General features: G+C 56.7%; 21 protein-coding genes. 6 read left to right on the forward strand and 15 right to left on the reverse strand.

The window, feature by feature from the left end; all coding sequences use genetic code 11:
• Positions 1–333 precede the first annotated feature (333 nt).
• The 6 genes from AC6HVW_RS09825 (at position 334) to AC6HVW_RS09850 (ending at position 6,513) form a co-directional block, all read left to right on the forward strand.
• Positions 334–1,578, forward strand: coding sequence for an aromatic amino acid transport family protein (locus AC6HVW_RS09825; RefSeq protein WP_071680628.1), 1,245 nt, complete (start codon positions 334–336; stop codon positions 1,576–1,578).
• A complete protein-coding gene (locus AC6HVW_RS09830; protein ID WP_254698899.1) occupies positions 1,575–1,853 on the forward strand; it encodes an ATP-dependent Clp protease proteolytic subunit in 279 nt (92 codons plus the stop codon). The genes AC6HVW_RS09825 and AC6HVW_RS09830 overlap by 4 nt, the downstream gene beginning before the upstream one ends.
• Before the next feature lie 162 nt (positions 1,854–2,015).
• Entirely contained in the window at positions 2,016–2,978 is a 963-nt protein-coding gene (locus tag AC6HVW_RS09835; protein WP_024485282.1) for an ABC transporter substrate-binding protein, read from the forward strand.
• Between the two features lie 80 nt (positions 2,979–3,058).
• Entirely contained in the window at positions 3,059–3,961 is a 903-nt protein-coding gene (locus tag AC6HVW_RS09840; protein WP_021178435.1) for an ABC transporter permease, read from the forward strand.
• On the forward strand, positions 3,958–4,752 hold the full coding sequence (locus AC6HVW_RS09845) for an ABC transporter ATP-binding protein (RefSeq protein ID WP_071680626.1): 795 nt from the start codon (positions 3,958–3,960) through the stop codon (positions 4,750–4,752). Before AC6HVW_RS09840 ends, AC6HVW_RS09845 begins: the two co-directional genes overlap by 4 nt.
• A 162-nt stretch (positions 4,753–4,914) precedes the next feature.
• The gene (locus tag AC6HVW_RS09850; RefSeq protein ID WP_021804857.1) at positions 4,915–6,513 is read left to right on the forward strand and encodes an ABC transporter substrate-binding protein; all 1,599 of its coding nucleotides are present in this window, start codon (positions 4,915–4,917) and stop codon (positions 6,511–6,513) included.
• A gap of 64 nt (positions 6,514–6,577) precedes the next feature.
• Here the strand turns inward: AC6HVW_RS09850 and AC6HVW_RS09855 are convergent, their stop codons facing one another.
• The 15 genes from AC6HVW_RS09855 to hydN all read right to left on the reverse strand — a co-directional run bounded on the left by AC6HVW_RS09855 (position 6,578) and on the right by hydN (position 23,410).
• Positions 6,578–7,792 carry an O-antigen ligase family protein gene (locus AC6HVW_RS09855; protein ID WP_497569370.1) on the reverse strand — a complete coding sequence of 405 codons (1,215 nt, stop codon included), beginning with the start codon at positions 7,790–7,792 and terminating at the stop codon, positions 6,578–6,580.
• Between the two features lie 19 nt (positions 7,793–7,811).
• A complete protein-coding gene (gene rfaQ / locus AC6HVW_RS09860; protein ID WP_254698900.1) occupies positions 7,812–8,969 on the reverse strand; it encodes a putative lipopolysaccharide heptosyltransferase III in 1,158 nt (385 codons plus the stop codon).
• A gap of 292 nt (positions 8,970–9,261) precedes the next feature.
• A complete protein-coding gene (gene fdhF / locus AC6HVW_RS09865) occupies positions 9,262–11,406 on the reverse strand; it encodes a formate dehydrogenase subunit alpha (protein ID WP_081050626.1) in 2,145 nt (714 codons plus the stop codon).
• Positions 11,407–11,578: 172 nt separating this feature from the next.
• Positions 11,579–12,031 carry a hydrogenase maturation peptidase HycI gene (gene hycI, locus AC6HVW_RS09870; RefSeq protein ID WP_071680622.1) on the reverse strand — a complete coding sequence of 151 codons (453 nt, stop codon included), beginning with the start codon at positions 12,029–12,031 and terminating at the stop codon, positions 11,579–11,581.
• On the reverse strand, positions 12,028–12,444 hold the full coding sequence (locus tag AC6HVW_RS09875) for a formate hydrogenlyase maturation HycH family protein (protein ID WP_021178427.1): 417 nt from the start codon (positions 12,442–12,444) through the stop codon (positions 12,028–12,030). The genes hycI and AC6HVW_RS09875 overlap by 4 nt, the downstream gene beginning before the upstream one ends.
• Positions 12,434–13,219: an NADH-quinone oxidoreductase subunit B family protein gene (locus AC6HVW_RS09880; protein WP_071680621.1), complete on the reverse strand. Its 786-nt coding sequence runs from the start codon at positions 13,217–13,219 to the stop codon at positions 12,434–12,436. Before AC6HVW_RS09880 ends, AC6HVW_RS09875 begins: the two co-directional genes overlap by 11 nt.
• Position 13,220: 1 nt before the next feature.
• A complete protein-coding gene (gene hyfH / locus AC6HVW_RS09885; RefSeq protein ID WP_071680620.1) occupies positions 13,221–13,766 on the reverse strand; it encodes a hydrogenase 4 subunit H in 546 nt (181 codons plus the stop codon).
• Positions 13,767–13,776: 10 nt separating this feature from the next.
• Positions 13,777–15,567 (reverse strand): hydrogenase large subunit, encoded by a 1,791-nt coding sequence (locus AC6HVW_RS09890; protein ID WP_497569371.1) that lies wholly within the window; start codon positions 15,565–15,567, stop codon positions 13,777–13,779.
• Complete coding sequence (locus AC6HVW_RS09895) at positions 15,510–17,093, reverse strand: hydrogenase 4 subunit F (protein WP_071680840.1); 1,584 nt, start codon at positions 17,091–17,093, stop codon at positions 15,510–15,512. The genes AC6HVW_RS09890 and AC6HVW_RS09895 overlap by 58 nt, the downstream gene beginning before the upstream one ends.
• A 4-nt stretch (positions 17,094–17,097) precedes the next feature.
• On the reverse strand, positions 17,098–17,748 hold the full coding sequence (gene hyfE, locus AC6HVW_RS09900; protein WP_024487063.1) for a hydrogenase 4 membrane subunit: 651 nt from the start codon (positions 17,746–17,748) through the stop codon (positions 17,098–17,100).
• A gap of 11 nt (positions 17,749–17,759) precedes the next feature.
• On the reverse strand, positions 17,760–19,217 hold the full coding sequence (locus AC6HVW_RS09905; RefSeq protein WP_071680618.1) for a hydrogenase 4 subunit D: 1,458 nt from the start codon (positions 19,215–19,217) through the stop codon (positions 17,760–17,762).
• A 17-nt stretch (positions 19,218–19,234) separates the two neighbouring features.
• Positions 19,235–20,185: a respiratory chain complex I subunit 1 family protein gene (locus tag AC6HVW_RS09910; RefSeq protein WP_071680617.1), complete on the reverse strand. Its 951-nt coding sequence runs from the start codon at positions 20,183–20,185 to the stop codon at positions 19,235–19,237.
• 12 nt (positions 20,186–20,197) lie between these two features.
• Positions 20,198–22,213 (reverse strand): hydrogenase 4 subunit B, encoded by a 2,016-nt coding sequence (hyfB, locus tag AC6HVW_RS09915; protein ID WP_071680616.1) that lies wholly within the window; start codon positions 22,211–22,213, stop codon positions 20,198–20,200.
• A gap of 2 nt (positions 22,214–22,215) precedes the next feature.
• Entirely contained in the window at positions 22,216–22,836 is a 621-nt protein-coding gene (locus AC6HVW_RS09920; protein WP_021804844.1) for a 4Fe-4S dicluster domain-containing protein, read from the reverse strand.
• Between the two features lie 31 nt (positions 22,837–22,867).
• Complete coding sequence (gene hydN, locus AC6HVW_RS09925; RefSeq protein ID WP_071680615.1) at positions 22,868–23,410, reverse strand: electron transport protein HydN; 543 nt, start codon at positions 23,408–23,410, stop codon at positions 22,868–22,870.
• Positions 23,411–24,192 lie beyond the last annotated feature (782 nt).

The following is a 24,192-nucleotide window of genomic DNA, read 5'->3' on the forward strand; positions in this document are numbered from 1 at the left end:
TTTTTATGCCCTCTGAACACGTCCTGCAAAAATCCTCGTACACACCAGCCAGACAATAATCGCCCGAAGCACAAAGATCGCTGGTGCGGCTCGCGTCACACAGTCGCGATGCCGCTTGCCATCAGGCTGTTCGCTGAATCGCTGCAATAATAATTCCCCCTTAAAGAACACAATTGGATCCCTCAAGTAATCGTGATTGGCACTCGTTTATAGGGCCGTACACTGTATAACCAAGTGAGGTTGTTTCATTTTTGTGAATGAAAAGTAACAACCAACCCTCTAGACGCTAACTTTTCCTGGTCATTAACGCTACCGGGTATCAAAGGATGATATATGTCTTGCGAAAACATCGGCATTTCCCCGGCATTAGCCGCAGGGGAACGGACTCTTGCACCCGTCAAATCACTGACTTTTCTTGAAGGGGTCGCAATGATCGTCGGCACTAATATCGGTGCAGGCGTGCTTTCTATCGCGTACGCTTCCAGTAAAGCAGGTTATTTACCTTTGCTATTCTGGTTGGTACTGGTTGGCTGTGTAACCACCATCTCTATGCTGTATGTCGCTGAATCCACCCTTCGTACCCGAGAACATCTGCAGCTAAGCGGCTTGGCGCGGCGCTATGTCGGTGGTTTTGCTTCATGGGTCATGTTCGCTTCAGTATGTGTCAATAGTATCGGCGCGCTTACCGCTTACATGTCTGGTAGCGGCAAATTATTGCAATCCCTGCTCGGCATTTCGCCTGCGCTCGGCAGCCTGCTTTTTTTTATCCCAGCGGCGTTGGTTCTGTATCTCGGCTTGAAGGCCATTGGTCGTGGCGAAAAGTTTATCAGTATCGGCATGGTTGTCATGTTGAGCGCTCTGGTTATCGCGACGCTATTGAAAGAGACCACCCAGATGCGCAACCTGCTTGACGGTGATTGGCTCTTTATGGTGCCCGTATTCAGTGTGGTGGTGTTCTGTTTTTCTGCCCAATATATTGTGCCTGAGATGGCGCGTGGTTTTGCGAATAAGCCAGAACAACTTCCCAAGGCCATTATTGTCGGGATGGTAACGACTTTTGTGCTGTTGGCAGTGGTGCCGATGTCGGTGATCGCGCTCAGTGGGTTGGGTAATATTTCTGACGTGGCGACGATCTCGTGGGGGCAGGCGCTCGGCCAATGGGCTTTCTTCTCTGCCAATATCTTTGCGCTATGTGCCATGCTGACATCCTACTGGGGGTTGGGCGGCAGCTTCGTGAGTAATATTTTCGATAAATTCAGGCTGGGGGACGACGAACGGCCGTTGCGCCGCTTCGGCGTGTTGATGGTGGTCGTTTTGCCACCGTTCGCGCTGGCCTACAGTGGTCTGGTTTCTTTCGTCAATGCGTTGTATTTCGCCGGTGTATTCAGTGGCGTGATCTTGTCGATCATGCCGATACTGATTTTGCGAGGTGCCCGCAAAAATGGCGACCAGATACCGCTCTGGCAATGTAACTGGATCACGCATCCGCTGTTGCAGGTGAGTATTGTACTGCTGTATCTGGGAAGTGCGGTCTATGCAATTGCGTCACTGTTTGGTTATTTGCCGGCTGGCTGGTGACTGTTGCAAGGCTGCTGGAGTTGTCTGACGAGTCCTCCGCGCCGATTAATTTCCTGATTTGTTCACCTGGCGGCCATGTAGAATCGGGGGATGTGATCCACGATGTCATCCGATTTATTAGCGCTCCGGTGAATATGATCGGCAGCGGTTGGGTAGGGAGCGCCGCGGTTAATGTGTTCTTATCGGTGCCCATTACCCGCTCGCTACGCGGGTTGTGGGCGCTGTTTAATGGCCTACGCATCGAACAACCAGAGGCCAAAAGTGGCGGTTTGTGACCCGAATCACTGCCCCATGTAAGCGGCCCGAGTGTTTTCTTCTCATTCTGTATGTTAACCACATGATAACAAAACGTTATCCGATAGATGGCGATAAAACACTGTGCTAGGATGATTAATCACCCCCTCTGGCACCCACGCCAACTTGAAAAGGATATGACCATGCCTTTGAATAATAAAAATATTTTTGTAGCTCTCGCCGCCGCTTTATTTGCTGTCAGCAGTTACGCGGCTGCGCCGAAATCCGTGGCGATCCTCTCTATCGTTGACCATCCGGCATTGGATGCCACCCGTGATGGGGTGATTGATGAGCTAAAGGCTGCGGGGTATGACAAGGATAAGGTCAAGGTCCAGTTCCAAAGCGCGCAGGGAAATACGGCCACCGCTGGGCAGATTGCGCGTAAATTTATCGGTGACAAGCCCGATGCGATAGTGGCGATTTCAACGCCTGCTGCGCAGTCCGTGGTGGCGGCTACCAAGACCATTCCGGTGGTGTTTACTACGGTAACCGACCCGGTGGCGGCCAAGCTGGTCAGTAGCTGGCAGCCGAGTGGCACCAACGTTACCGGCGTTTCAGACAGCGTCGCCATTGGCCCACAGGTCGATCTGATCTTGCAGGTTAAACCCGATGCCAAGCGGGTCGGCATGGTCTACAGCCCAGGGGAAGTCAACTCGACGGTGGTGGTTAAAGAGCTGAAAGATGAATTAACCAAACGCGGGATGACGCTGGTTGAGGTTCCTGCCGCACGTACTATCGACGTAGCCCCAGCGGCCAAAAGCCTGGTGGGTAAAGTTGACGTGATTTACACCAATACCGATAACAACGTTATCTCTACCTACGAGTCGCTGGTCGGCATTGCCAATCAGGCTAAAATCCCGTTGATCGCCGGTGACAATAGCGTTGCCAAACGTGGCGCAGCTGCGGCGTTGGGGATGAGCTATTACGATCTGGGCCGTCAGACCGGTAAAATTGTCGTCCGTCTGTTAGAGGGCGAAAAGCCAGGTGCCATAGCTCCTGAGGTAGGTAACAAGCTCAGCCTGAGCGTGAACCCTGCCGCCGCCCAGAAGCAGGGGGTCACTCTGCCAGCGGAACTGGTGCAATCAGCACAAGAAGTCATCAAATAACGATCTGCGTTGAATGATGGTTTACATCGGGTGTAAATGGCCTGCCGCAGGTGGCGGGCCAAGCTGTTTATGAGGTACGCATGTCGTTAATTTCCCTGATGGGCGCTTTGGAGATCGGCCTGATCTTTGCGCTGGTCGCGTTGGGCGTATTGATCTCCTTTCGCTTGCTCAATTTTCCCGATCTGACGGCCGATGGCAGCTTCCCTTTAGGGGGCGCGGTTGCCGCGGTGATGATTGTCAGCGGTTATAACCCTTGGCTGGCATGTTTGCTGGCGGCTATCGCGGGTGCCGGTGCCGGCTGTTTGACGGCCTGGCTGCACGTGCGGCTCGGTATTTTGCAACTGCTGGCCAGCATTTTGGTGATGATTGCCCTGTATTCCATCAACCTGCGCATTATGGGCGCGCCAAACCTGGCCCTGATCGGCTTACCCAGCGTTTTCACTCCTTTTATCAGCCAGGTTGAGGACAACGCCTGGCTGATCCAGCCGTTATTGCTGTTGGTGGTGGTCGTCGTCGTCAAACTGGCGCTCGACGCGTTCCTGACCTCAGAAGTCGGCCTTGCGCTGAGGGCTACCGGAGCGAATCCGCGGATGGCGCGCGCTCAGGGGATTGCGACCAGTCGGCTGACGGTGATCGGCATGGCGGTGTCCAATGCGCTGATAGCGCTGGCGGGGGCGCTGTACGTACAGACTCAGGGGGGTGCGGATATCTCCATGGGGATCGGCACCATCGTCGTCGGGCTGGCGGCGGTGATCATCGGTGAGACGCTGTTGCCTGCCCGTAGCCTGTTCCTGATCACTATGGCGACCCTGTTAGGGGCATTGCTGTACCGCTTGATGATCGCTCTGGCCCTGAATGCAGACTTTATCGGCTTGCAGGCGCAGGATCTGAATCTGATCACCGCGCTACTGGTTACGTTGGCGCTGGTCCTGCCGAAGTTGAAACAAAAATTGAAAAGCAAGCGGGGGAGGCAGCCATCATGATGCGTGCCGAGCAGTTGTTTAAAACCTTTAACCCTGGAACCCCGCTGGAGAACCCGGTATTACGTGGCCTGTCTTTGAATATTGAGGCAGGGCAGTTTGTGACGGTCATTGGCAGTAACGGGGCAGGGAAGTCTACGCTGCTCAATGCGGTCAGCGGTGATATTACCCCCGATCGTGGCCAAGTGTTTATTGATGAACAGGACGTTACCCTGATGCCCGCCTGGCGTCGTGCCGGTATGGTTGCCCGTGTATTCCAGGATCCACTGGCGGGAACCTGTGAGGGGCTGAGCATTGAGGAGAATCTGGCACTGGCTCTGCAGCGCGGTCAAATGCGAGGATTTCAGCGGGCGGTCAAGAGCAAACAGCGGCAGCTGTTCCGAGACAAGTTGGCCACGTTGGAACTGGGGCTGGAGAATCGTTTAGGGGATCACATGGGCCTGCTGTCTGGCGGGCAGCGTCAGGCGGTCAGTCTGTTGATGGCGTCGCTACAGCCTTCTCGTTTGCTCTTGCTGGATGAGCATACCGCCGCGCTCGATCCTAAAACGGCGGCTTTTGTGCTGGCGCTGACCGACCGCATTGTCGCCGAGCAGCAATTGACGGTACTGATGGTGACACACTCCATGCGCCAGGCTTTGGATCATGGCCATCGAACCGTGATGTTGCACCAGGGGCGGGTGGTGCTAGATGTTGTCGGTGAGCAACGGGCGAACATGCAGGTTACCGATCTGTTGGCGATGTTTGAGAAAACTCGTGGCGAAAAGCTGGATGATGATGGGCTACTGCTGAGCTAAGGGTGTTCACTTTGTTGGGGCGTGGCATTGCTGCGCCCGCTTAGCTGAATAAAACAGCAAAAACAACGGTTTTGGCATAACCTGAGAGCAATTGGTTATTTGCCTGGGTTCCCCGTCCGTGCTGAGATTGTCGCCTGAAAAAAGTCAAACAAGGCGATGACCATGTCTACAGGGAAAACGCTGCTCGCGCTGGCGCTGAGCACACTCTTACCGGCAAGTGCTGCCATGGCGGCAGCCAACGATACGCTGATTTATTGCTCCGAGGCGTCACCGGAGTCGTTCAACCCGCAGATTGCCAGCTCTGGCCCAACGTTCGTTGCCAGCTCGCAGGTGCTGTATAACCGTTTAATCAATTTCGATCCGGTTAACAACACGCCAACGCCGTCATTGGCAACCGAATGGAAAATTTCCCCAGACGGCAAAACCTACACCTTTACCCTGCGCCAAGGGGTGAAATTCAACAGCAACAAAAACTTCAAGCCGACCCGCGATTTTAACGCCGATGACGTGGTGTTCTCGGTGTTACGCCAGAAAGACGCCAATCACCCATACCACAAGGTTTCGCAGGGTAATTACGAATATTTCCACGACGTAGGTCTGGATACGCTGATTAAGGAAGTGAAAAAGCTGGACGATTACCACGTTCAGTTCGTTCTGAGCGAGCCGAACGCCGCGTTTCTGGCAGATTGGGGGATGGACTTTGCGTCGATCCTTTCTGCCGAATACGCCGATGCGATGCTGAAAAAAGGCACGCCAGAATACGTGGACACCTGGCCAATCGGCACCGGCCCTTACGTTTTGCAGCAGTATAAAGTCGATTCACTGATCCGCTATGCTGCCAACCCTAATTACTGGGATGGAGAGGTGCCGACCAAGCATCTGATCTTCTCCATAACGCCGAACGTACAGACGCGCCTGGCGAAACTCCAGACCAACGAGTGCCAGATTATCCCCGCACCGGCTCCGGTCCAGTTTGATGAAATCAATAAAAACCAAGATCTGACCCTGCATAAGGTGGATGCACTGAACGTTGGTTACCTGGCGTTTAACACCGAGAAAAAACCGCTGGATAACGTGCTGGTACGCCAAGCCCTCAACTATGCCACTGACAAAAAGGCGATAGTTAACGCGGTGTTTTTAGGTTCTGCCACGGTGGCGAAATCGCCGCTGCCGCCAAATATGCTGGGCTTTGATAAAGACCTGCAGGATTACGGCTACGATCCGCAAAAAGCCAAGGCGTTGCTGAAACAGGCCGGGCTGGAAAAAGGCTTTGAGATCACGCTGTGGTCAATGCCGGTTCAGCGCCCGTATAACCCGAACTCCAAGCGTATTGCGGAAATGCTGCAAAGCGACTGGGAAAAGGTTGGCGTGAAGGCGAAAATCGTCTCTTACGAGTGGGGAGAGTATCTCGCCGGTATGCGTAAGGGCGAGCATGACACCGCGCTGTTTGGCTGGATGTCTGATAATGGCGATCCGGATAACTTTGCCGAGGTGCTGCTGGGTTGCAACAGCATCAAAACCGGCTCGAATGCCGCGCGCTGGTGCGATAAAACCTATGATGGTCTGGTACAGCAGGCCAGGTTGACTAGCGTCCCTGCCGAACGTGCAAAACTCTACGGTCAGGCGCAGGAAATCTTCTACCAGCAGGCTCCGTGGATTGCCCTGGCGAATGGCAAAACCTTCTATGCCACGCGCAGCAACGTTAGTGGCTATAGCGTCAGCTTGATGGGCAGTGATTTTTCCAAAGCCAAACTGAATTAACCGCAGGCCAGATTGAAAACGGGGGTAGCATACGGCGCCCCATAACACAATAAGACGGTTGAGGTTACTTAGGCTGCCGAACAACCCGGTAGCCTGCCAGCACGGCAGCCAACACCATAAACAGATGCCCCTCGGCGGAATCGAGCAGGAACGAGTTGAACAGGTGGCAGGCAAGATAACTGCCGAGCACGGCAACCAGCAGGTTGCGGCAGGCTGTTGGTTGCCGCCAGGCTGCTCGGAAGCAGCACCACATCCACCCCAGAAACAACGCCAGCCCCAGCAAGCCATTTTGTACCGTTTCCAGCAGGTATTCATTGTGCGGGTTATGCACGCCGTAACCGGTCTGCGCATTGCCATACCAGAAACTCCCGGCCCCGTTACCCAGCAGTGGGGCCTGTTTTATCAGGCGCAGCGATTCGCGGGCAAAGGCGGTGCGCTGTCCCATCGAGTTGTCGCAAGCCTGATAGGCCTGCTCTGCCGGGGCCAACACGCAATTGCGTACCTCAGCAAGGCCGAGCGTCAGGCGCTCCGTCGCTCTATTGGGGATAAAAATCAGCATAATGGCCAGCAGCAAACCACAGGCTAGTACCCCCAGCCGCTGCCAGCGGGGTAGCGTCAGCAGTAACCAAAGCCCCACGCCGACCAATAGCGCCACATAGCCGGTACGCCCCTGTACCATCAGTAGTACGTTCGCCGTTGCCAGTAGAACCAATGCCCCATAGCACCAACGCAGCGCACCTGATTGCGCAAAAGCGCGGGTTAGCCATATCAATGCAGCAAACGCCATAAACACGTTCTGGGTTATCTGCAGTTTAAACACCGTTGGATTCTGCGGATCGAGGCCACCCAGCGTTACATGCCCGACCCCCGAAATCAGGCTGATCGCCAGTATCACGGCATTGGCGATCAGAAAACCGCTGATAAAGCGGGTGATAAGCTTGGAGTTGCTGAGAAAGAACAATGCCAGAGGAAGTACAAACAGTAGCTTTTGATACTTGCCGACCATCTTCGGGCCGTATTCGTGGTGCTGGGTCAATAACGAGGCTGCCAGCAGTGCAAACATCAATGCTGGCAGCCACACCAGCGGTTGTTTGAGCAAAGGCATCAGTTGGCGAAAGTCACGCTGCCAAAGCAGACATAGCGCCGCTAACACCAGCGAAGCATTCATCAGCGCATTGGAGGTCGGCAGGGATACGCCGAGCAAAAACGCCGTGAAGCCAAACAGCCGAAGGCGGGCAGGGGAGAGTAACGATACGGAACAGGGTTCGGTGGATGGCATGGAGTGGCTCAAATCAGGGTTAATCAAACACGGTGTCATTCACCGTGCGGGAAGTTGGGATTTCCAGGCAGGTGAGCTGGCGGTTTATGGCCCGGATAACCTCACTGGCGGGAATGGCGTGCAGATAACGTTCCGGGGTAGCGGTGTTCACTTCGTCGGGGTGTGGTAATGAGCGGTAGTTGCCTGCCCATAACAGCACGTGCGGAGCCTGCCAGGGCGACCACTGTTGCAGATTGCTGGGGCCGAACAGCACGACGGAAGGCGTCTGCAAGGCGGCGGCCATATGCATCGCTACCGAATCCACCCCGATAAACAGCTTCGCCCGATCGATCAAGACGGCAAGCTCCGGCAGGTCCAGGCGACCGGCCAGATTGACCACCCGTTGTGGCATGGCGCAGTGGGCCAGAAGGGTGGCTATCAAGGCGATCTCATCGGCAGAACGCCCGCAGGTCAGCACCACGGTTTCCCCGCTGGCGGTGAGATGGTCGATAACCCGTGTGAATCCCGCCACCGACCAGGTTTTGAACGCCCAGCGCGCAGTAGGCTGGATCAGCACGAAATCCGTCAGGTGATGATGTTGGCTGAGGCGGTCAATCTCATCGACATCGCGCTGCCGGTAAGCCTGGGTCACCTTGGTCACCAAGGTGGGTAAGGCCAGCGGGGCCAGAATAGAGAGATTATTGAGCACGGTGTGTTGTTGATCATGTCCGTCCACCGGCACCAACAGCGAATGGCAAGCCCGCCACAGCCGGTTATTACGCTTGGGGTAAGCAAACCCCAGGCTGAACGTCGGTTTGAGAAAGCGGCAATACAACGCCGCCCGCCACTGGTCGGACAGATTAATCACCAGGTCGTAGTGGCCAGTGTTGAGACTGTTCCACAGGGCTTGCTCACCGCGATACTGTGCCTTGCAGCTCTGCCGTTTTAGGCTGCGATCGACGGTATAGGTCAGATAGACATCCCGATTGCCCGCCAGCATCGCCTCGGTACCGTCATACGCCAGCACGTCAATCAGGGCGTTGGGGTTATTGGCGCGCAGCGTACTGAGCAACGGCGTGGTCAGCAAAACGTCACCAAAGTGACGCAGCTTGATCACCAGGATGCGCTGTACCCGATCGCGGTGCAGTAGTCCGTTGGGCAAGCGACGGTCAGGTAACACGGCCTTGCCAGCACTCATCGCGAACGTCATATTTTGCTGATATATCCCAGAGAACGATAAAAGGCGATCTTATAGGGGGCGGAAAGACAAAGATAATTGGTTGTACAGATCAATAAGATCAGACCGATCGTTGAAAACGATCAATCCGTTACAAAGGAAAGGGGTATTGTACGGGGTTGTTAGCCACGGGATAAATCGGCTATTAGGAATTTTAGTATGGCAGCCACTGGCAGAAGTGTGAGGATGAATAGCGGGTGGTGAGAGATGCGTGGAAAGCCGAACCTCGTCCCTGAGGTTCGGCTTTTACAGATTAGCCGGCAGCGGCCTCGCGGAGGCGCTGTTTGATCTTGCTGTACTCCTGCTGAACATAGTGTTCTGCCTGCCCTTGATCCTTAATTGGCTCAATCTGCACGGCACAGTATTTGTATTCCGGCGTTTTGGTTATCGGGCTGAGGTTTTCCGCCACCAGCTCGTTACAGGCACCGATCCACCATTGGTAGGTCATGTAGATCGCACCCCGGTTAGGACGTTCGCTGACGTTGGCGCGGGTAATGACCTTGCCCTGACGGGAGCGTACCCACACCAATGCCTGATCCTCAATCCCTAGCCGTGCGGCGTCTTCCGAGTTGACTTGCACATAGCCCGGTTCATCGGCCAACGCGACCAGTGCCTTACAGTTACCGGTCATCGAACGGCAGGAGTAATGGCCCACTTCGCGTACCGTCGACAGCACGAACGGGAACTCATCGCTGAGCTGATCGATCGGCGGAGCCCATTCACAGGTAAAGAACTCCGCTTTGCCACCGGGCCGAGAGAATTCCCCGCCTTCGTACAGATAAGGGGTACCTGGGTGATCCAACGTTGGGCATGGCCACTGAATGTAGGCCAGATCCGCCATCTTCTCGTAGGTAGCGCCATAGTAAAGTGGGCATAGCTCGCGCAGTTCGTCCCAGATTTCCTGCGTGTTGTTGTAGTGCATTGGGTAACCCATGGCCGTCGACATCAGGCTGATGATCTGCCAGTCCGTCTTCACATCGCCCACCGGCTCCACCGCTTTATAGAAGCGTTGGAAGCCGCGGTCTGCCGCGGTATACACTCCTTCATGCTCGCCCCAGGAGGTTGCCGGGAAAACAACGTCGGCAATTGCGGCGGTTTTGGTCATGAAGATATCCTGCACGATCAGCAAATCCAGCTTCTCAAAGGTTCTACGGATGGTGGCTAAATCCGGCTCCGTTTGCAGCGGATCTTCCCCCATGATGTAGTGCGCTTTGAGTTTGCCATGGTCGATATTGTGCGGCACTTCGCTCAACGCATAGCCGATCTCGGCAGGCATCGCGTCGATCCCCCATGCGTTGGCAAACCTTTCCCGTGCCTCGGCATCCGTGACCTGGAAATAGCCGGGCAGGGTGTTTGGCAACGCGCCCATATCACAGGCACCCTGAACGTTATTCTGCCCGCGCACCGGGTTAACCCCGACGTTCGGCTTGCCCAGATTACCGGTCAGCATCGCCAGGCTGGTCAGCGCACGCACGGTTTCCACGCCCTGATAGAACTGGGTGACGCCCATGCCCCACAGGATGGTGGCCGTCGGCGCGCTGGCATACATGCGTGCCGTTTCACGGATTTGCTGGGCGGTGAGGCCCGTGGTTTTTTCAACCGACTCCGGTGGGTAGTCCGCCACGATGGCGCGATACTCGTCGAACTGCTCGGTATGCTGCTCAACAAACGCCTGATCGTACAGGTTCTCCTCAATCATCACATGAGCGAGCGCGTTGATCAGGGCGATGTTGGAACCGTTTTTCAACGGTAAATGGATATCCGCAATACGCGCCGTTTCGATATAGCGTGGATCGCAAACAATGACTTTGGCTCCTTTCTCCTTCGCCTTGAGAATGCGGCGGGCGACAATAGGATGTGAGTCCGCGGCGTTATAGCCGAAGACAAAAATACACTGGGTATCCTCAATCTCGCAGATTGAGTTACTCATGGCGCCGTTACCGACCGATCGCTGCAGACCTGCAACCGAGGGGCCGTGTCAGACGCGTGCACAACAGTCGATATTGTTGGTACCGACGGTGGCGCGAGCAAATTTCTGCATCACATAGTTGGCTTCGTTACCGGGCCCACGTGAGGAACCGGTCGTCATAATCGCATTCGGGCCGTATTTCTCTTTAACGGCCAGCAGGCGTGAACTGGCGAACTCAATGGCCTCTTCCCAGGACACCGACTCCAGTTTGCCACCTCGTTCCCGCCTGATCATCGGCGTTTTCAGCCGTGGCGTCAGGATCTTGGTATCGTGAACGAAATCCCAGCCGTAATACCCTTTCAGGCATAGCTCGCCCTGATTGGTCACGCCGTTAGCGCCTTCGGCCTTAACGATCCTGCCGTTGTCGACTATCAGGTTGATTTTGCAACCTGAAGCGCAATAGGGGCAGACCGTGATGACTGTTTTCATCTCCAGCACTCCTTGTTTAAACCTGTTCGACATTGCTCAACACGTCACTGGGCCTGAAAATCTCCGCGGTGACGAAAAATGTGTCTCACTTATTTGAAGCATAAATTGTGCCACGCTGACTTGATGTGGATTAATGGCACGCCTGTATTACTCGATAATCATTGGCAGAGGTTTACAACGGCTCAAAACCTTCTCCCGTATCCCATATTGATAGCCGCTGATAAATCACCCGTACCGCTTGCATCACTTTCTCCGTCATCGGGAAATAAAACATCACCACGTCCGGCTGAATGCCGAGAAATATCACTTCCTCAATATCTTCACGTAGCTGATCAATCAGGAAATTGAGCGGCATATTGTGGGTGCTCATAAAGAACATCTCGGCAATATCGTCAGGATTGACGATACGGATTTCGCCAGGAGCCAGCTCCATATCGGTGGCATCGACAATCACCAACCGGCTGGGCTTAAGATCGCGGATCTGATGTGTGACGTTTTCGGGGGTGGAACCGCCGTTGACGGCGATCCAACCCTCGATTGGCGTGTCAGCCATCATTTCCGCCAGCAATGGCCCGGCACCGTCGTCACCCATCATGCTATTGCCTACGGTAAGGACGACATTCATGGGTTCGTCACCTTTTTCACAATCAGATAGATAGCAGGCTCGCGCTCAATCTCGGCGAGCAAGCCGAGCAGCTTGGTACTCCATTCGCTAAAGGGAGCCGGTTGGCTATCAATCAACGGGGCCAGGGCATTGGCCAGCAGGCTGGTGTGGGTGGAGTCGATGGTGATTTCGCCAAAGGTCAGCAGGCCACGCATCTTGCGTTGAGCTTCACCTTCCGGGAACAGCTCAACCCAGGCTTGATATTGCGGCAATGGGCAGCTCAACTCGGTGTTCAGGCAGTCAATCACCCCCACGTGATGGCCAATCGCCAACGAGTAATACATCACCTGCTGCGCCTGGGCAGGCATGTCGTCATCGCTATCAAGAAACTTCTGGCGTAACGACCAGAACACCGCCTTGCCTTCATTTTGCATGGGGCAGCTCCTGTTGCAGGCAGTCAATCAGGCAAGCGACAATCTCGCGCAGACGAGGGTCGTTTTCCTGTTTCAACCATTCTTCAAGGCGCAACGTGGCCGCATCCATGCTGGCTCCGGCCAACAGAGAGAGGAAACGCTCACTGATGATACGGCCTTGGTAGTAGCCCGCCAGACGGCGAGCCTCGCGTTCAATCAGTACGCGGGTATGCAGCGGGATGCCCGGAAGCAGCAATGCTGCCTTTTCGCCTACCTGCTCAAGGTGGTTTTCGCCCTTCAGCTTTTGCTCCAGCAGGCCCAGGGCCACGGCAAAGCCGTAGAGAGTAGCGGCGGGCGTCGGTGGGCAACCAGGGATCCACACGTCAATCGGTACGATAGACTCACTGCCGCCCCAGACGCAGTACAGATCGTGGAAAATCCCGCCGCCACAGCCGCAGGCCCCGTAAGAGATACAGATTTTTGGATCGGGTGCCGATTCGTAAGCTCTGAGCGCGGGCACGCGCATGGCCCGGGTGACCGCGCCGGTAAACAGCAGAATATCGGCATGGCGCGGTGAGGGGACCACCTTGATGCCAAAACGCTCGGCATCAAATACCGGCGTGATGGCGGAGAAGATCTCGATCTCACAGCCGTTGCAGCCGCCGCAGTCCACGCGATAAACGTAGGCCGAGCGTTTGATATCCTTCAGCAGCTTGCTTTTGAGTTTGGCGGTCTGTTCATCAACGGTGATCGGCGTGTTGCGGTGATGATTAACCTTGATATCGGGCATCGTCATATTATTTCGCTCCCGCCGGCTGGCTCAGTTTCATCGGCCGATGCTGGCTCAGAGCCTGTTTACGCTTGCAGGCGGGGCAGGTCTCGAACTGTGGCCGTAAGGCTGCGATGCTATCGTCTCCCATGCCCGCGTGGGCCAGCAACGCCAGGGCGTAATTCACCGATTTGGTTGGCGTAAAGGGCTGCTGGCAACTACGGCAGTTGAGCAGGGTAAAGGTGGCGCGGATATACAGATCGGGCTTGTGCATCACCGCCATTTCAAACTCTTCCGACAGCCGGATCGCTCTAGTCGGGCAAACTTCTTCACAGCGTGCGCAAAAGATGCAACGGCCAATGAACAACTGCCAGACGCGCTCGCCGCTGGCCTCATGGGTTTCCATGGTTAACGCATTCGCTGGGCAGGCCACGGTGCAGGCGCCGCAGGCGATACACTGCTCAGGATCGTACTCTGGCTTGCCACGAAACCCCGGGCACACCTCCAGCGGTTTAAACGGGTATTTCACCGTAACTTCACCGGCCTTCAGGATGGTTTTAAACAGTTTCAGCATGCTGTCTCCCTCACTTGCACGGTGAATGGGTGCGTTCGATCCCGTAGCGTTCAATCTCCTTGTACGGCACGGTCTTCGCTTTACGCTTGTTGATATCGATCAGCGTGACGCGGTCGGTGCAGGAGTAGCAGGGATCGAGGCTGCCGATAATCAGCGGGGCATCGGAAACCGTATTGCCGCGCAGCATATAACGCAGCACCGGCCAGTTGGCGTAGGTGGCCGCCCGGCAGCGCCAGCGGAACAGTTTCTGATTATCCCCCAGCATGCTCCAGTGGATATCTTCACCGCGCGGGGCTTCGGCATAGCCCAAGGCAAACTTGTGCGGCTGATAGCGAAAACCTTCCGTGAGCAGTGGGCCGCCCGGCAGGTTATCCAGGCCATATTCGATCATCGCCAGCGAATCCAGCACTTCCTGCACGCGCACCATCACACGCGAATAGACGTCGCAGCCGTCGAAGGTGAACAGCGTTTTCGGCAATGAACCGTAGTTGGCATAAGGATGGTCAAAGCGCATATCGCGTTTGAAGCCGCTAGCTCGGATCATCGGCCCCACCGGGCTGTAGTCGCGGGCGATCTGCCGATCCAACAGGCCAATGCCTTTGGTGCGCTGCTCGATATTCGGCGTGCCGAGCAGCATCTCTACCAGTTGCGTCACGTCGGCACGCATCTCATGGATCAGCTTGATGGTTTTAACTCGCTGTTCTTTCAGGATGTCGCGGCGTACGCCTCCGATCAGGTTGAGCCCATAGGTTTTACGCGATCCGGTCAATAGCTCCGCCATGGTCATCGATTTTTCACGCACGCGGAAGAACTGCATAAAGCCGGTATCGAAGCCGACAAAGTGGCTGGATAGCCCGATGTTCAGCAGGTGGCTGTGCAGCCGTTCGACCTCCAGCAGAATGCTGCGGATGGCATGGGCGCGGGGTGGTACATAGATCCCCAACGCATTTTCCACCGAGGTGGTGTAGGCCACGCTGTGGGTAAAGCCGCAGATCCCGCAGACCCGGTCGGACAGGAAGGTGACCTCCTGATAGCCCATACGGGTTTCGGCCAGCTTTTCCATGCCACGGTGCACGTAGAACAGCCGATAGTCGGCATCGACAATGCGTTCACCGTCAACAAACAGACGAAAATGCCCCGGCTCGTCGGAGGTAATGTGCATCGGCCCGATCGGCACCACACGCGACTCGCCGGTGGCCGCATTTTCAAACGGGTAGGTTTCCACATCGGTGGTTGGCTCAGGGCGCTGGCGGTAATCCATGGTGTCTTTACGCAGCGGGTAAAGATCGTCCGGCCAGTCGTCCGGCAGCACCAGACGGCGCTCGTCCGGCAACCCTACTGGGATCAAACCGTACATATCGCGGATTTCGCGCTCGCCCCATACGGCGGCGGGAACGCGTGGGGTAACCGACGGAAACTCCAGCGTGATGGCGCTAACCTGAGCCTTGACGGTGATAAAACACTTTTCTCCCTCCTCCATCGACAGCACGTAGTAGACGGCGAAGTCCCCGGTCAAGGTACGTTCGTCATTGCCAAACAGCACCGGCAACCAACCGCCTAGCGGGTAATAGAGGTATTCCACAATCTCGGGTAATGAGTTCAGCTTGACCGTAATGGTGACCTGGTTGGCGGTTTGCCACTCGGCATCCAGCAGAGCGGAGGGGAACTTCTCGCGCACTTTGGCCAGGTAGCCTTTGCCGAGTTTCTCGTCGTTGTTGAGGGTCAATACGTGGGTTTCGTAGCTCACTTTACTTCTCCTGCCTGAGGTTCGGCCGCAGAGGAATGATTCTGAACGGCCCATGGCCAGCTCAATGGCTGGCCATGAGTGCCAGGCTTGTTGTTCATCACGATGTGGACCGCGTTTTCCAGCAGTCGGCTGACCGGTTGCGGGATATGGGTGCCCATTACCAGCATCAATACCAGCAGGATCAGCATCGGTAAGGTCGTCAGTATCCCCAGTTCGCCTTTGTTGACCTCTTCTGGCTTGTCGCCGAACAGCACGCTGGCCACCATGCGGACCAAACCGGCCAACACCACCGTCAGCAGCAGCAACAAGACGATGGTCAACGTAATATGGCCAGCCGCCAGCCCGGCGGTGACCGTCATAAACTCACTGAGGAAAATGTTGAACGGCGGCATACCGCCCAGCGCTAAGGCCCCCCCGGCCAGCAGCACGGCACTGAACGGCATGCATTTCAGCATCCCTTTCACCACGGTAATATCGCGGGTGCCGTACTTCAGCAGTACGTTGCCGGAGCCGCAGAACAGCAGGGTTTTTGCCAGGCTGTGGTTCAGGATATGCAGCAGCGCCGCCAGAATACCCAGCGGACCACCGATGCCGATCGCCACGGCGATCAGCCCCATGTTCTCTACGCTGGAGTAGGCCAGCAGCCGTTTAATATCGCGCTGCACCAGAATAAAGAAGGCCGCCACCGCGACGGAGAGGAAGCCAAACACCATCAACAGCGTGCCGGTAAAGCCATGCCCCAGCGTGGTGCTGATAATGATGTAGTAACGGATAATGATCAGCAGCGCGCAGTTGAGCAGCACGGCAGAGAGCAGGGCGCTGGTGGGGCTTGGTGCCTCACTGTGGGCGTCCGGCAGCCAGGCGTGCATCGGGAACAGCCCGGTTTTGGTGCCAAAGCCAATCAGGATGAACACAAACGCCAGATGCATCAGCATCGGATCCAACTGCGTGGCGTGCTTGAGCACTTCCGTCCAGAAGATGGCGTCGTTGGGATCGGGCATAAAGCTGGCCGCGTTGGCGTACACCAGAATGGTACCGAACAGCCCGAAGGCCACCCCGACGGTACAGATAATGATGTATTTCCAGGCCGCTTCCAGCGAGGAGCTCTGCCCGTACAACCCCACCAGAAACGCCGAGCTAAGCGTGGTGGCTTCGATAGCCGCCCACATCAGGATCAGGTTATTGCTGGTGATTACCAGCAGCATGGTGAACAGGAACAGGTGGAAGAAGCCGTAGTAGTGGCACAACGTCGCTACCGATATCTCGCCTTCATCGACCTCATGGCGCATATAGCCAATAGAGTAAAGCCCGGTAAGGCAGCCGATGATGCCGAGGATCGCCAGGAACAGGGCGCTGAGGCTATCCAGGTGCAGCCAGCGCCCGGCAGCCAGAATATCGCCTTGCTGGTACACCTGCATCACCACCCACAGGGAAACTGCCAGCAGCAGCATGATACCGACAAAGTGCAGCAGCGTTACACAGGCCCGCGCCGCATTGCCCAGCAGCCGACAGGCAAAGGTCAGTAGCGAGAAGGCCAGCGGCGTCAGCAGTAATAGAAACAGCATGGTGGAATTATTCATCATCTCACCCCTTCAACGCCGTCAGTTGTTCAACATTCAGCGTGTTGAGTGTGCGGTAGATTTTGCGCGCCAGCACGGCCATCACGATCACCGCAAAAATAGCATCGGTGGCGATGCCAATCTCCACCAGCTCCGGCGCGCGATTCGCCAACAGCGCCAGCGTCAGGTGCGATCCGTTTTCCATCAGGCAGTAGCCAAACACCTGTTTGAGGATGTTGCGTTGGGTGACGATACACAGCAGGCCGAGCATAAAATGCCCCAGCGATACCGCCAGCGCCGGTTTCAGCGAGGCCAGCAGCGGCACCTGCACCGGCTCCACCACAAACCAGCACAGCAGCACAATCACCGCCGCAGCCAGCATCAGCATCACCGGGCCGATCAGGCTGCCGTTCGCCGAGGGATCGTCCATTTTGCGAAAGGCATAAGCCATGATCACCGGCACCAGTACCACCTTGGTGATAAAGGCGCTGATCGCCCACAGCGTGAGCTGGTGGGCGCCCAGGGTTTGCCCTAGCGTCAAGAAGATCAGCACCAGTAGCAGCGACTGCAAGGCATAGAGCCAGCACGAGGCCACGGGCCGTTTGGCGCCAATCACCAGCAGCGAGGTGACCATCATCAGCCCCGCGAGGTTATTGACGATCAGTGAACCAGTCATAATCAACTCCCTTATCCAAGCCAGGCGACGGCAATCACGCTGGAACCTACCGACATCGCGATCAGAATCACTAGCACCACGCTCATCACCAGCGGCAGCGGAGCGGCCTGTGCCACCTCATCACTGGGTTTGCCGGGAATAACGCGCCCAAACCAATAGATGAACCAGGCAAAGCTGGCGACCGACTCGATCAGCACCAGTACCATCAGCGGCGTCATCAGCCAGAACTCACGCGACAGTGCAAAACCGGCGGCAAAAATCGGGAACTTGCTGAAGAAGCCGTTAAACGGCGGCACTCCGGTGATCGCCAGCGCGGCCACGCAGAATCCCACGCCCAGCAGCGGCATCTTGCGCATCACGCCCTGCAAGCGGGGCAGCATCCGGGTGCCGCAGCTGTAGCTCAGCGCCCCGGCCACCAGGAAGAACAGGCTCTTGGCAAACGCGTGGTTAAAGATGTAGGCCACGCCGCCGACAAAGGCGGTTTTGGAACCAAAGATGGAAATAGACAGCGCCAGGAAGATATAGGAGAGCTGGGTGATGGTGGACCATGCCAGCAGGCGCTTCATATCCTTCTGCGGTAGGTACATCAGGAAACCGTAAATCAGGGTAATAGTCGCCATGACGATGCCGACCCAGCCGATAATATGCGGCACCGCATCCGCAGACAGGATGGCGCGGGCATAGATGTAGACGCCCACTTTTACCATCGAGGCGGCGTGCAGATAGGCGCTCACCGGGGTAGGGGCTTCCATGGCATCGGGTAGCCAGGCCTGCAACGGAAGCTGGGCCGATTTCCCCCAGGCCGCGAACAGGATGCCACCAAATACGACCAGGCTGGCCGTACCGTTGAGCTGCGCAATGGCGCTCAGGGCGAAGGTGCCGGTATTGAGGAACAGCGTCGCCGCCGCCAGGTATAAGCCGATCGAGGCAATATGGGTGATCAGCAGGGCCTTCATTGCCGAACGTTGTGCCTTCGGCGTCTGGTAGTAACTAATCAGCCCCCAGGAACAGCCGCCGGTGATCTCGAAGAACAACAACTGCCCCAGAATGGTGGAGGACATCACCAGCCCGGCCATCGCGCCGATAAAGATCAGCAGGAAAGCGTAGTAGCGGTTGCTGCCCTCGTGGGGATGTTCGCGGTTGGCCGTAGTGAGGTAACCGGTGGAATACAGGCTGACCAGCAGGCCAAGAAACACCACCGCGAAGACAATCAGCGTACTGATGCGGTCGATGATAAAGCCGAACAGCGCCACGTTGCCGTATTGCAGCAGCGTGATGGTCGTATCCGCCTTGCCATGGGCCAGGAATAACCAACCGATAATCACCGTCCCCAGCGTGGCCAACAGCGCAAACAGGGTACAGATCCACTTGGCCATCCGTTGCGGCACGCAGGCCGTCAGCAGCGCGCCGATAAACGGCAGCAGCAGCGTGGCGAGGGCGGTATATTGCAAACAGAGCGTATTTTCCATAATGGGTTTCCTGGCGGCTACAGACCGGTTAGGTAAAAGACAAAGGCCAGCGCCGCTACGCCAAAACCGAGCCAGGTAACGTGGTGCGTCAACAGGAACCGCCCACGCGCCAAGGTATTTTCAACAATGGAGGCAATGACAAACACCGCCAGCAGTTTGGCCAGCATGATGACTGCCGCCAGCGCCAGCGCGGGCACCGTCAGTTCCACCGCCTTGCCAAAGGGAATAAACACCGCCAGGAACAGTTCAGCCACCACCACCTGCTTGAGGCCGATCCCCCATTTCACCAGCGCCAGGCCGGAGCCGGAGTATTCGGTCAGCGGCCCTTCCTGAAGTTCCTGTTCCGCCTCTGCCACGTCGAAGGGGATTTTGCCCATTTCGATAAACGCGGCGAAACCACAGGCCAGCATGGCCAGCAGGGTGGCCGTCGGGGAACTCCACCCTTCGGTCAGGGCGGCGCTGATGGTGCCGATATTGGTGGAACCGGCAATCAGCGCCACCACCAACAACGCCAGGATCAGCGTAGGTTCTACCAATACGCCCAGCGTCAGTTCGCGGCTGGCCCCGATCCCGGCAAACGGGCTACCGGTATCCAGACCGGACAGCGAGAAGAAGAAGCGGAACAGTGCGAACAGATAGAGCAGGGTGATCAGATCCCCCGCACCGGCAAACGGCGACGTCCGCGTGAAGATGGGCAGCGTCATCGCCACCAGCAACATGCTGCTCAGCAGTACATAAGGCATCACGCGGAAGATGGCGCCCGACTGCGCCGGAGCCACCTCCTGGCGCTTGAACAGCTTGCCCATATCGCGGTAGTCCTGCCAAATGCCAGGGCCACGGCGCGAGTGCATCCGGGCGCGGATTTGGCGGGAGATCCCGGTGAACAGCGGCGCGAGCGCCAGCATTATCAGCGCTTGCATCAGCGCGAAGAGTCCCATCATTAACGACGGTGTTTCCTGCATCGACATGCTATTTCCCCCTTAAACCGCGACAAGCAACAGCAGGATCACCAAGGCGATCACCACATACAGGCAATAGAAGCGGAAGTCGCCGCTCTGCATGCCCTGCAACCGCACCCCCAGGCGTTGAGAGGCCTTGACCAGCGGATTGATGATCCAGTCATCCCAGAATGGTTCGGCGCGGGTTGCCCCTGCGGTGGTCTGTTCCAGTGCCCGCGACAATGCAGGCGTTGGATCGAGCTGCTTACGCAGACGGTACAGCGAGGCAAACATGGCGCGCAGTGGCTGGGTAAAGCCCCCGGCTGACACCGCCATCGCCTGCTCCCAGTTGTAGCCGCAGGCCCAAGGGTCGCCGCGGCGACGGAAGCTGGACTGATTGCTTTTCAGCATCAGATACACCGCCAATGGGATCAGCGGCAGAGCGAGTAGCAGGATAAAGGTCAATGTTGGTGACAGCATTGCTTGGCTGGCCAGTTGCGGCACCAGCATGGAACCTTGCACGACGGTGACGCCATGAGTGCCAACCAGCGTCATGGCAACCTGCGCCAACACAGGTGCGACCACGCTGGCTCCCACGCCGAGCAGTACGCACAGCAGGGCCAGCAACAGCATGGAGACCGTCATCTGCCATGGCACTTCGCGAGCCTGCGCCGCTTTTTCACTGCGCGGCCCGCCGCAGAAGCTGACGCCGTAGACCTTAACGAAGCACATCGCCGCCAGCGCCCCAGTGATCGCCAGCATCACCATGGCAATCGGGCCGCTGAGGCGCATCATAAAGTTGCCGTCGTGGCTCATGGAGAACAGCGATTGGTAGGTGTACCACTCGCTGATAAAACCGTTCAGCGGCGGTAGGGCGGAGATCGACATACAGCCAATCAGGAATGCCAGCCCGGTGAGCGGCATCAGCTTTGCCAGGCCGCCCATCTGTTCCATATCGCGGGTATGCACGCGCCAAATCACGGCACCTGCACCCAGAAACAGCAAGCCTTTAAACACCGCATGGTTGAGCAGGTGGTACAAAGCGCCGAGCAAGCCTAACGCGGCCATCACCGGATGTCCGCTTGCCATGCCGACCATTGCCACGCCAACGCCCATTAAAATGATGCCGATGTTCTCTACCGTGTGCCAGGCCAGCAGGCGCTTGATATCGTGCTCGGCCAACGCATACAGTACTCCCAACACCGCAGACACCGCGCCGAAGGCTAGCACCACGATGCCCCACCACATTTCGGTGGCCCCCAGCAGATCGATCCCGACCTTGATGATGCCGAAGATGCCGATCTTCACCATCACGCCGGACATCAGCGCTGAAGCATGAGAAGGAGCTGCCGGGTGGGCGCGCGGTAACCAGCTGTGCAGCGGCAGCATCCCTGCCTTGGCCCCAAAGCCAAAGAAGGAAAGCAGGAACACCACCGACGCCATCCAAGGGGAAAGAGATAGAGTGCGGAAGGAATCAAAGTCCAGGCTGCCGCTCTGCCGCCACATCAGGAAGAAGGCGATCATGATCAGAACCGAACCGGCGTGGGCGATAAAGAAGTACAGCAAACCGGCGCTGATGGATTCGTCATCCTGATCGGCGATCACCAGGAACCAGGAGGCCAGCGACATCATTTCGAACAGAATAATGAAGTAGAAGGCGTTATCCATCACCACCAGCCCGACCATCGAGGCGATAAACAGGTTCATAAAGAACCCCATGCTCGCGGCGCCTTTGCCGCGATACTCCTGCACGTAGGCGATGGAATACAACGCGCAAACGGTGACCAGCAGCGAAATCACTATCAGCATAAAGGCCGCCAGCGAGTCCATGCGCACCACAAAGGCGGCAAACGAGAACAGGCCAGGGGTGGAGAAGGTGAGGGTTTGCCCGCTTAACAGGACGGGGGCGGCGCTGCACAACCCTAACAGACCACCCATTATCGCGCTGATGCCCGCCAGCAAAATGGCGAGGCGCTCCCGGCGAAACAGCAGCAGTGATAACACGCCACCGGCGACATACATCACCAAGGCCCAAAACAGTAGAGTGAGAGAGTCCATGTTTATTTCTGCCCCCTGACGAGAGAAGGAGAGGATGGCCAGCCGATCGCGACCTGGCCGGCTCGCGCCAAACGCCGGGCCTGCGCTTCCTGCTCAAGCTGCTGCTCATCGATGATATGCAGGGCATTGGTTGGGCAGATGCGCACACATTCCGGCCCATCGGCGAGGAAGGCGCAGAGATCGCACTTCACCGCTACCGTTTTGATCCCGGCATTCCAGGACAGATAGGGCGATTGGTTTGCGGGGCTGGTTGGCACGTCGGGTAGCAGTTCTGCCGGGACGTACTGCTCAAACATCGACGGGATATTGACTGGCCCGCTGCCCGCAGGCGTAATTGCACCGAACGGGCAGGCCAGGCCACATAGCTTGCAGCCAATGCACAGGGTCTCATTCAGCTCTATGGCATGCTCGCCGTGCGTGATGGCATTGACCGGGCAAACGCGTGCACAAGGGGCGTCTTCACATTGGCGGCAAAGTATCGGCGCCGTTTGCTCTCCGACGCGCGTCACCGTCAGCCTGGGATGCGACTGTAGCCCTTCGGCCTTATGCACTTCGGTACAGGCAGCCATGCAGGTATTGCATCCGATACAGTGTTGAGGTTCCGCAATAACAAAGCGGTTCATGGCCGTTCCTCCGACAGAAAGCGGTTCATGCTTATATCGCCAACGACAGTGGATTGAGGGCGGCGCGGCGGCGTTTCTCTGCGTTCATTTTTTGCAGTAGCTGTTGGTCTACACAGAGCAACGCATCGGTGGGGCAAAATTCCATACAGGCCGGGCCATTGGCACGTCCGGTGCAGAGATCGCACTTGTGCGCTTCCGCTTTCTCGGCGGCGGGGAACATCAAGGTATTACCCTGATGGGCCATCGGGCGGGTGACCACTTCCATCACTCCGTATGGGCAAGCCATGACGCAGGCTTTACAGCCGATGCAACGCTCCTGCGTGACCTTGACCATGCCGTCGCTTTGGCTGATGGCCCCGTTGGGGCAAACGCTGGCGCAGGGGGCATCATCACACTGACGACACAGCACCACGGTGCTGACATTGCCGCCTTTCAGCAGATGCAGGCGAGGCGTGAAGTTGGCGGCATCCAGCGCCGAGACATCCTGGTTTTGGCTATGGACCACTACGCAGGCGATCTCACAAGTACGGCAGCCGATGCATTTTTGCGGATCGGCCATGATAAACCTGTTCATCAGTCACTCCTGATTACCTTCCATCGTTAAACTCCAGGCGGCGAGCCTTTGAGTCTGTGCTGCCGTTAGCTATACATAAAACGTGCCAAGCCTAATAAATTGATATAAAACAGTTGGTTGTGATTTAATGTGCCGCGCATGAACGGCGGATGGGCATAAACGACGAAGCGGGAGGGGATATTCGTCACGTTCCGCCAGAGTTGGCGTCGTCACTTCGTCATTTTTGTCGAAATCGGCAGCAAAAATGACGGTTTACCCCTCACCCCAACCCTCTCCCACAGGGAGAGGGAGCCGATCGGCGTTGTCGATAAGTGCGGGAATAAAGTTGCGGCTTGTTAAGTCAATTTTCCTGTGGAGGGGGAGTTAAATTGGCGCTGTGGTCGATCACGGGACTTAATTTGCGTCTCGGACTGTCCCCTCTCTTAGGGGAGAGGGAGCTGATAGCCCCTACTCTGTTGGGAGAAGGGCTGTCATAGCAGCAACCTCGATCGCCCCCTTTAGCAAAGGTGAGTCAGCCGGTGCTTATGAAGGAGCACTACACTTTCAGCCCAACTCGATCGCCCCTTTAACCAAGGTGATTCAGCTGGTGCTTATGAAGGATCACTATACTTTCAGCCCAACTCGAACGCCCCCTTTAACCAAGGTGATTCAGCTGGTGCTTATGAAGGATCACTATACTTTCAGCCCAACTCGATCGGTCCCCTCTCCCTGTGGGAGAGGGTTAGGGTGAGGGGCCACGGGATCACCTTGGCACCGTAATTGCACTAGCTGAAGCATCGGTG

The organism is Serratia sp. NCCP-200, from assembly GCF_059697885.1.